General features: G+C 52.7%; 8 protein-coding genes. 6 read left to right on the forward strand and 2 right to left on the reverse strand.

Translation table 11 applies throughout. The annotated features are described in order from the left end of the window. The first annotated feature begins 6 nt into the window (after positions 1-6). On the forward strand, positions 7-333 hold the full coding sequence (locus FDX09_RS22270; protein ID WP_038640808.1) for a YdbL family protein: 327 nt from the start codon (positions 7-9) through the stop codon (positions 331-333). 140 nt (positions 334-473) lie between these two features. Beyond that, the gene (locus FDX09_RS22275) at positions 474-665 is read left to right on the forward strand and encodes a hypothetical protein (protein WP_042308220.1); all 192 of its coding nucleotides are present in this window, start codon (positions 474-476) and stop codon (positions 663-665) included. Between the two features lie 42 nt (positions 666-707). Here the strand turns inward: FDX09_RS22275 and azoR are convergent, their stop codons facing one another. Beyond that, positions 708-1,313: an FMN-dependent NADH-azoreductase gene (gene azoR, locus FDX09_RS22280; protein ID WP_006684422.1), complete on the reverse strand. Its 606-nt coding sequence runs from the start codon at positions 1,311-1,313 to the stop codon at positions 708-710. A gap of 201 nt (positions 1,314-1,514) precedes the next feature. Here azoR and hrpA point away from each other — a divergent pair, with 201 nt between their 5' ends. From hrpA to aldA, 3 genes are all read left to right on the forward strand, one after another. Next, positions 1,515-5,417 carry an ATP-dependent RNA helicase HrpA gene (hrpA, locus tag FDX09_RS22285; protein ID WP_137347878.1) on the forward strand — a complete coding sequence of 1,301 codons (3,903 nt, stop codon included), beginning with the start codon at positions 1,515-1,517 and terminating at the stop codon, positions 5,415-5,417. Positions 5,418-5,497: 80 nt separating this feature from the next. Next, positions 5,498-6,295, forward strand: a complete 798-nt coding sequence (locus FDX09_RS22290) for a YdcF family protein (protein WP_170973266.1) — start codon at positions 5,498-5,500, stop codon at positions 6,293-6,295. Positions 6,296-6,494: 199 nt separating this feature from the next. Next, on the forward strand, positions 6,495-7,934 hold the full coding sequence (aldA, locus tag FDX09_RS22295; protein ID WP_137347880.1) for an aldehyde dehydrogenase: 1,440 nt from the start codon (positions 6,495-6,497) through the stop codon (positions 7,932-7,934). Between the two features lie 86 nt (positions 7,935-8,020). On the opposite strand, the gene gap is transcribed toward aldA, so the two are convergent. Beyond that, the gene (gene gap, locus FDX09_RS22300; RefSeq protein WP_137347881.1) at positions 8,021-9,022 is read right to left on the reverse strand and encodes a type I glyceraldehyde-3-phosphate dehydrogenase; all 1,002 of its coding nucleotides are present in this window, start codon (positions 9,020-9,022) and stop codon (positions 8,021-8,023) included. Positions 9,023-9,211: 189 nt separating this feature from the next. On the opposite strand from gap, the gene cybB reads away from it, so the two are divergent. Further along, a complete protein-coding gene (cybB, locus tag FDX09_RS22305; protein ID WP_137347882.1) occupies positions 9,212-9,742 on the forward strand; it encodes a cytochrome b561 in 531 nt (176 codons plus the stop codon). Positions 9,743-9,864 lie beyond the last annotated feature (122 nt).

Consider the following 9,864-nt stretch of genomic DNA (forward strand, 5'->3'; position numbering starts at 1 on the left):
GTAATGATGAAAAAACAGCTTGCAGCGATCCTGGTGGCGCTGAGTTTTATCACCAGCAATGCATGGGCGTTGACCCTGAATGAAGCCAGAACTCAGGGGCGAGTGGGGGAAACACTCAATGGTTATCTGGTGGCATTACAAACCGATGCTGAAACGCAGGCGCTGGTGAGTGAGATTAATAAGGCGCGAAGCGCCAGTTATCAGCAACTGGCTGAGAGCAATAATATTCCGCCAGAGGAAGTGGCAAAAATGGCCGGACAAAAGTTAGTCGCTCGCGCTAAACCGGGGGAGTACGTGCAAGGTATTAATGGTAAGTGGTTGAGGAAAGAATAATCATTTCTGAACGCCACTGGGGGAATGGTATTACAAGTGGAGAATCCTTCCGGATTATTCATCGACATCGCAATAGTTGCCACACGGCATCAAACGGATGTTGATATAGTTCAACACCGGTCGCGTCGTGGAGTGAAATCATGTGGCTTCTCAAATGGTATGTCTGGAATCGTTGGGTATTCAAGCTGTTAAGCCGGGATGTCGCGGAGCCGGAACAATTTTTACTTCATTGCTGGGAAGAAAATCTGGCGAAGTGCAGGGAGTATGCCACCATCTGGCGTGATATTAATCGCATTCACGGCAAGCAGGTACATGTGCGGGCAAAGAAGTAAGTACCGAGAATCCCTCCCACCGGATGGTGAGAGGGTGAATTATCAGGCAGCAACCACGCTGTCGATAGCGGCTTTCGCATCGGACTGGGCTTTAGATGCCACTTCCGGGCCGTAAGCGATACCTTCAGCAAAGACCACGTTCACGTCGGTGATACCGATAAAGCCCAGGAACACGTTCAGATACGGTGTGATCAGGTCAGTCGGCGTATCTTTATGAATACCACCGCGGCTGGTCAGCACCACTGCGCGTTTACCGGTCACCAGACCTTCCGGACCTTTCTCGGTGTAGCGGAAGGTCACGCCGGCACGGGCAATCAGGTCAAAGTAGTTTTTCAACTGCGTCGGAATGTTGAAGTTATACATCGGCGCGGCGATAACAATTACATCATGCGCTTTCAGTTCAGCGATCAATTCGTCAGACAGCGCCAGCGCTTCTTGCTGACGCGGCGTCAGTGGCGCATCGCTTGGGCGCAGCGCACCCACCAGTTCGCCATCCAGTACCGGAACAGGGTTTGCAGCCAGGTCGCGGACGGTGATTTCATCAGCAGAGTGCTTTTCACGCCACTGTTCAACAAAATAATCAGACAACTGACCAGACTGAGAGTACCCTGCCAGAATACTGGATTTAAGAACTAATACCTTGCTCATGGGTGTTTCCTTTTATGTGTTTGAAGGGGTAGTGCCCCGTTGCTTGTTGACACTTTATTCACAATCCTGTCGCAGTGATAGCGCAATATATCGAATCCTATGTTCGAAATTATTGAACAACACATGAAAAGCCCCGATGTGGTACTCTATATCTATCATCTAAAAGAGATTTAACCCGGCAGAAGGCTGCCTTTTAACGCTATGACAGAACAACCAAAATTAACCTTCAACATGTTGCAGCAACAGCTGGACTCGCTGATGCTGCGTGACAGACAGCGTTTTACCCGCCGTTTGCACGGCGTGAAGAAGGTTAAAAATCCTGATGCACAACAGGCCATTTACCAGGAGATGGCAAAAGAGATCGACCAGGCAGCCGGTAAAGTTGTGCTGCGTGAAGCGGCGCGTCCGGTCATCAGCTATCCGGAAAACCTGCCTGTCAGCCAGAAAAAACAGGATATTCTGGAAGCCATTCGCGACCATCAGGTGGTGATTGTGGCTGGTGAGACCGGTTCAGGTAAAACCACCCAGTTGCCGAAAATCTGTATGGAGCTAGGGCGCGGGGTGAAAGGGCTGATCGGCCATACTCAGCCGCGTCGTCTGGCGGCGCGTACCGTGGCGAATCGTATTGCGGAAGAGCTGCAAACCGAGCCGGGCGGCTGTATCGGCTATAAGGTCCGTTTTAGCGATCATGTTAGTGACAACACCATGGTTAAGCTGATGACGGACGGTATCCTGCTGGCGGAAATCCAGCAGGATCGGCTGCTAATGCAGTACGACACCATCATCATCGATGAAGCGCATGAACGCAGCCTGAATATTGATTTTCTGCTTGGCTACCTGAAAGAACTCCTGCCGCGTCGTCCGGATCTAAAAATTATCATCACTTCGGCGACCATTGACCCGGAACGCTTTTCTAAGCATTTCAACAATGCGCCGATTATCGAAGTCTCTGGTCGCACCTATCCGGTGGAAGTTCGCTATCGCCCGATTGTTGAAGACGCAGATGACACCGAGCGTGACCAGTTGCAGGCAATTTTTGATGCCGTAGATGAGTTAGGCCGTGAAAGTCAGGGCGACATACTGATCTTCATGAGCGGCGAGCGCGAAATCCGCGATACCGCTGATGCCCTGAATAAGCTGGATTTGCGTCACACCGAAGTGCTGCCACTGTATGCGCGTCTCTCCAATAGCGAGCAGAACCGTGTGTTCCAGTCGCACAGCGGTCGTCGTATTGTGCTGGCCACCAACGTGGCGGAAACCTCGCTGACCGTACCGGGCATCAAGTATGTCATTGATCCTGGCACCGCGCGTATCAGTCGCTACAGCTATCGCACGAAAGTCCAGCGTTTGCCGATTGAACCGGTGTCGCAGGCCTCTGCCAACCAGCGTAAAGGCCGATGCGGTCGCGTTTCGGAAGGGATCTGTATTCGTCTGTATTCTGAGGACGATTTCCTGTCGCGTCCGGAGTTTACCGATCCGGAGATCCTGCGTACCAACCTGGCGTCCGTTATTTTGCAGATGACCGCGCTGGGGCTGGGGGATATCGCGGCGTTCCCGTTTGTTGAAGCGCCGGATAAACGCAATATTCAGGACGGGGTGCGCCTGCTCGAAGAGCTGGGTGCGATAACCACCGATGAACAGGCAACCGCTTACAAATTAACGCCGTTGGGCCGCCAGCTGTCGCAACTTCCGGTGGATCCGCGTCTGGCGCGTATGGTGCTGGAAGCGCAAAAACATGGCTGTGTGCGTGAGGCGATGATCATCACCTCGGCGCTGTCCATTCAGGATCCGCGCGAGCGTCCAATGGACAAGCAGCAAGCTTCCGACGAGAAGCATCGCCGCTTCCATGACAAAGAGTCTGATTTCCTGGCGTTTGTGAACTTATGGAATTACCTCGGCGAGCAGCAAAAAGCGTTGTCGTCAAACCAGTTCCGTCGTCAGTGTAAAGTCGACTTTCTTAATTATCTGCGCGTACGTGAATGGCAGGATATCTACACGCAACTACGCCAGGTGGTAAAAGAGTTGGGCATTCCGGTCAACAGCGAACCCGCTGAATATCGGGAGATCCACGTCGCATTGTTGACCGGTTTACTGTCCCATATTGGGATGAAAGATGCCGATAAGCAGGAATTTACCGGTGCGCGTAACGCCCGTTTCTCGATCTTCCCGGGTTCCGGTTTGTTCAAAAAACCGCCGAAGTGGACGATGGTGGCGGAGCTGGTGGAAACCAGCCGCCTGTGGGGGCGTATTGCCGCGCGTATCGATCCCGAATGGGTGGAACCCGTTGCGCAGCATCTGATCAAACGTTCATACAGCGAACCGCACTGGGAACGCGCGCAGGGCGCGGTCATGGCGACAGAAAAGGTCACCGTCTACGGCTTACCGATTGTTGCTGCCCGTAAGGTGAACTACAGCCAGATCGATCCGGCGCTGTCACGTGAACTGTTCATTCGTCATGCGCTGGTGGAGGGCGACTGGCAAACGCGCCATGCTTTCTTCCGTGACAACCTGAAGCTGCGGGCGGAGGTGGAAGAGTTAGAACATAAATCGCGCCGTCGCGACATCCTGGTTGATGATGAAACGCTGTTTGAGTTTTACGACCAGCGTATTAGCCATGATGTGATTTCTGCTCGCCACTTTGATAGCTGGTGGAAGAAAGTTTCCCGCGAGACCCCGGACCTGCTCAACTTTGAAAAGAGCATGCTTATCAAAGAGGGCGCGGAAAAAATCAGTAAGCTGGATTATCCGAACTTCTGGCATCAGGGCAATCTCAAACTGCGTTTGAGCTACCAGTTCGAACCGGGAGCCGATGCGGACGGTGTGACCGTGCATATTCCGCTTCCGTTGCTCAATCAGATCGAAGAGAGCGGTTTTGAATGGCAGATTCCTGGCCTGCGCCGCGAGCTGGTGATCGCTCTGATTAAGTCGTTGCCGAAACCGGTACGACGTAACTTTGTTCCTGCTCCGAACTATGCTGAGGCATTTTTAGGCCGCGTGACGCCGCTGGAACTGCCGCTGCTGGACGCGCTGGAACGTGAACTGCGCCGGATGACCGGCGTTACCGTTGACCGCGATGACTGGCATTGGGATCAGGTATCCGATCACCTAAAAATCACCTTCCGGGTGGTGGATGACAAGAACAAGAAGCTACAGGAAGGGCGTTCGCTACAGGATCTGAAAGACGCCTTGAAGGGTAAGGTTCAGGAAACGCTGTCCGCGGTGGCGGATGACGGTATCGAACAGAGCGGATTGCATATCTGGAGCTTCGGACAGCTTCCGGAAAGTTACGAGCAAAAACGCGGTAACTATAAGGTAAAAGCGTGGCCAGCGCTGGTCGATGAGCGTGACAGCGTCGCCATCAAATTGTTTGATAATCCGCTGGAGCAGCAACAGGCTATGTGGTGCGGCTTACGCCGCCTGTTGCTGTTGAACATTCCTTCACCGATCAAATACTTACACGAGAAGTTGCCTAACAAAGCCAAGCTGGGGCTGTATTTTAACCCGTATGGCAAAGTGTTGGAGTTGATTGACGACTGTATCTCCTGCGGTGTGGATCGGTTGATCGACGCCCATGGTGGTCCCGTGTGGACGGAAGAGGGCTTTGCGGCGTTGCATGAGAAGGTGCGGGCTGAACTGAACGATACGGTGGTGGATATCGCGAAGCAGGTCGAACAGATCCTCACCGCGGTGTTTAATATCAATAAGCGTCTGAAAGGGCGTGTGGATATGACCATGGCGTTAGGGCTTTCAGATATCAAAGCGCAAATGAGCGGGCTGGTGTACCGCGGATTTGTCACTGGTAATGGTTTCAAACGCCTGGGCGATACGTTGCGTTATTTGCAGGCTATTGAAAAGCGTCTGGAAAAACTGGCCATCGATCCGCACCGTGACCGTGCACAGATGCTGAAAGTGGATAGTGTGCAGCAGGCCTGGCAGCAATGGTTCAATAAACTACCGCCTGCGCGCCGTGAAGATGACGACGTCAAAGAGATCCGCTGGATGATAGAAGAGCTGCGCGTCAGCTACTTTGCCCAGCAGCTTGGTACGCCGTACCCTATTTCAGATAAACGTATTCTGCAGGCGATGGATCAGATCACGGGATAACGCCGCGCTGAACCACCGGCCGGACAAGGCGTAACCGCCATCCGGCCTCTGTACCCGGTAAAGAATAAACACCAGGAGTCATGAATATGAGTCAGTTTCCGACGCTCTCCGCGACCACGCTGGCGGCGATCAATACTGTAGGGCAATGGCTGGCGCAGAGCGATTTTACGGGGGACATCACGGTTCAGTCAGATTGCGTAATTCTGGCGGGGAACGCGGTGATCCCGACCATCGATGCCGCTTGTCGGATCGCGAAAGACCAACAGGTTCCCTTATTGATTAGTGGGGGCATCGGCCATTCCACGCGCTTTCTGTATGACGCGATTGCCCGACATCCTCGCTACAATATCATTCGAACCACCGGACGTGCGGAAGCGGCGATCCTTGCCGATATCGCTCACCAGTTCTGGCACATTCCGGGGGAGAAGATTTGGGTGGAAGACCAGTCAACAAACTGCGGTGAGAATGCCCGATTTAGCTGTGCGTTACTGAACCAGGCGACAGAAAGCATGCATACCGTCATTGTGGTACAGGATCCGACCATGCAACGCCGAACGATGGCCACCTTTCAGCGCGTAACCCGCGATGAGCCGCATGCGCCGCGCTGGTTGGGTTTCCCGGGATTCGTTCCTGAGCTGGTCCAACAGGGCGACGGCGTGGACTTTGCGCCGACGGCCGAAGGGCTATGGTCAGTGGATCGCTATCTTTCGCTCATTACCGGAGAGTTGCCGCGTCTGCGGGACGATGTTAATGGCTATGGTCCCTGTGGCTGCGATTTTATCGTGCATGTGGATATTCCTGGTAACGTTGAGGCGGCCTGGCAGCAACTGAAAAGCGATACCGCGTTGTCAGACTTACTGGAGAGCCGCTCTCTGTGATCCCCGCTGCCCGTTTGTAAGCGTTTTGTTGCAAACGGGCATAAATCCCGCCCGTTTTTTCCTTTCATCAGCGCTTTGCCAGACGCTTTTATGAAGCCGCTCACAGAACAGTCACTGTAGTGATAATTCGTCAGGCATGATTGATATTAATTAACAATAGTTTTACTTGTCAAAAACAAATCAATCACAGGAGAAGCGCATGTCAGTACCCGTACAACATCCTATGTATATCGATGGGCAGTTTGTGACCTGGCACGATGACGCCTGGATTGATGTCGTCAATCCGGCCACGGAAGAGGTTATCTCACGTATTCCGGATGGACGTGCCGAAGATGCGCGTAAAGCGATAGACGCCGCCGAGCGCGCTCAGCCTGAATGGGAAGCGCTGCCTGCCATTGAACGGGCGAACTGGCTACGCAAAATATCTGCGGGTATCCGTCAACGCGCCAGCGAAATCAGCGCATTGATAGTGGCTGAAGGCGGGAAAATACAGCAACTGGCCGACGTTGAAGTCGCATTTACCGCCGATTATATCGATTACATGGCCGAGTGGGCACGCCGTTATGAAGGCGAGATCCTGCAAAGCGATCGCCCGGGCGAGAATATCCTGCTGTTTAAGCGCGCTCTGGGCGTGACAACGGGCATTCTGCCGTGGAATTTTCCGTTCTTCCTGATTGCTCGCAAACTGGCCCCCGCGCTGCTGACGGGCAATACCATTGTCATTAAACCGAGTGAGTTTACGCCCAACAACGCCATCGCTTTTGCCAAAATTGTTGATGATATTGGCTTGCCTCGCGGGGTATTTAATCTGGTCCTGGGACGCGGTGAAACGGTCGGCCAGGAACTGGCCGGAAACCCGAAAGTGGCAATGGTCAGCATGACCGGTAGCGTCGGAGCGGGCGAGAAAATTATGGCTGCAGCGGCCAAAAACATCACTAAAGTCTGCCTGGAACTGGGGGGCAAAGCCCCAGCTATCGTGATGGATGATGCTGACCTTGAGCTGGCCGTGAAGGCAATTGTTGACTCACGGGTGATCAATACCGGGCAGGTATGCAACTGCGCCGAACGCGTGTACGTCCAGAAAGGTATTTATGACCAGTTCGTTAATCGTCTGGGTGAAGCGATGAAAGCCGTACAGTTCGGCAATCCGGCTGAGCGCAATGACATTGCGATGGGACCGTTGATTAACGCCGCTGCGCTGGAACGAGTGGAGCAGAAAGTTGCGCGAGCGGTGCAGGAGGGGGCCAGAGTAGTGCTGGGCGGTAAGGCGGTAGAAGGCAAAGGCTATTACTATCCGCCGACATTACTGTTGGATGTGCGTCAGGAGATGGCGATTATGCACGAGGAGACCTTTGGTCCGGTGCTGCCGGTGGTGGCGTTTAATACGCTGGAAGAGGCATTGACGATGGCCAACGACAGCGATTATGGATTGACCTCATCGATTTACACGCAAAATCTGAACACGGCGATGAAGGCGATTAAGGGGTTGAAGTTTGGCGAAACCTATATTAATCGTGAAAACTTCGAGGCAATGCAGGGTTTCCACGCGGGGTGGCGCAAGTCCGGGATTGGTGGGGCAGACGGTAAACACGGCCTGAATGAATATCTGCAAACGCAGGTGGTTTATCTGCAGTCCTAAGCTTTTAGCCGGGTGAGTTTGTACGTCACCCGGCGTAATTTTTACACTTTGGCGGCTATCCCGTTTATTCGACCTCCGCCACAACGTCAGAGCTTGATAAATTTATCCAGCGTACGAATAAGTTGGGTCACAAAACCGTACTCGTTATCGTACCAGGCGACGGTTTTTACCAGTTGCAGATCGCCCACTTCGGTAATCTCAGTTTGTGTCGCATCAAATACCGAACCGAAATGTGAGCCAATCACATCTGACGAGACAATCTCCTCGTCGGTATAGCCAAATGACTCATTATTCAGCGTGGCTTTTTTCAGCGCGTTATTAACCTCTTCAGCGGTGACCTTTTTACCCAATACCGACACCAGTTCCGTGACGGATCCGGTTTTCACCGGTACGCGCTGGGCGTGGCCTTTTAATTTTCCGCTCAATGCCGGAATCACCAGGCCAATCGCTTTCGCTGCACCGGTGGTATGGGGAATGATGTTCTCCGCCGCCGCCCGCGAGGCGCGCAGATCTTTTCCGCGAGGGCCATCTACCAGCGATTGTGTCCCCGTGTAGGCATGGATGGTTGTCATAGTGCCCAGTTGAATACCGAAGTTGTCATGCAGGGCTTTCGCCATCGGCGCCAGGCAGTTAGTGGTGCACGATGCGACAGAGATAATTCGATCGTTCGCATCCATCGTGTCGTCGTTCACGTTAAAAACAATGGTTTTCATATCCCCGGCAGGGGCGGATATCAGGACTTTTTGGGCGCCTGCGTCCAGGTGGGCGTTGGCTTTTTCTGTTGAGGTGTAAAAACCGGTGCATTCGATGATGATCTCTGCGCCAGTGGCTTTCCACGGAATATTTTTGGCCTCTTTTTCTGCATAAACAGCGATTCTTTTACCGTCGACAATCAGCGCGTCTTCGGTAAAGTCGATACTCCAGGGAAATGGACCGTAATTTGAGTCGTGTTTTAACAGATAGGCGAGAATTTTGGGCGAGGTCAGGTCATTAATGGCGACGACCTCCACGCTGCTTTTGACCTCCAGTAGTCGACGCAATACCAGACGACCGATACGACCAAAACCGTTAATGCCAATTTTACTCATGGTTTTCTCCTGTCAGGATGGGGCGGTACGACATATTTTCCCTACCAGGCATAGTCCAGTCAGGCATCCGGGGCAATAGCTGTTTTTGCGCTTAAACGTAACTGACTGATAATGGATGAACAAAAACTAATGAATTTTTAACAAAAGCCCGTTATGTTGACGCATTATTGTTTTTATTCAGGAAGTGTTATGGGGAATAAGTATTCTGGCCTGCAAATTGGTATTCACTGGCTGGTTTTTTTGTTGGTCATTGTGGCCTACAGCGCCATGGAGTTTCGCGGATTTTTCCCGCGTAGCTATCGTCCCTTGTTCAACATGGTGCACGTATCCTGTGGTATCACGATTTTAACGCTGATGGTGGCGCGTCTGCTGGTCAGGCTGAAATATCCGGCGCCGCCGATTGTGCCAAGACCGAAACCGATGATGACCGGAATGGCGCATCTGGGGCATCTGGTCATCTATCTGTTGTTTATTGCGTTGCCGATTATTGGTCTGGTGATGATGTACAACCGGGGCAATCCGTGGCTTGCATTTGGCCTTGTCATGCCATATGCGGCAAAAGCCAACGTTGATCTCGTGGAGATGCTGAAGTCCTGGCACGTGACGCTGGCAAACCTGGGCTATTTTGTTATTGGTTTGCATGCCGCAGCCGCCCTGATGCATCACTACTTCTGGAAGGATAATACGCTGCTGCGCATGATGCCGCGTAAGCGTTTCTGACGTAAAGCCCCGCAAGCGCGCAATGTCGTTCAGGTTGAACATGTGATTCTTGATCAGCGTTCCGTTCACCTCAGCCGTATCACTTTTCTAAAGCACAGATACCCGTGAACGTGCAAGGGAGG

Source organism: Citrobacter sp. wls717, from assembly GCF_005280955.1.
Lineage (GTDB): Bacteria > Pseudomonadota > Gammaproteobacteria > Enterobacterales > Enterobacteriaceae > Citrobacter > Citrobacter werkmanii.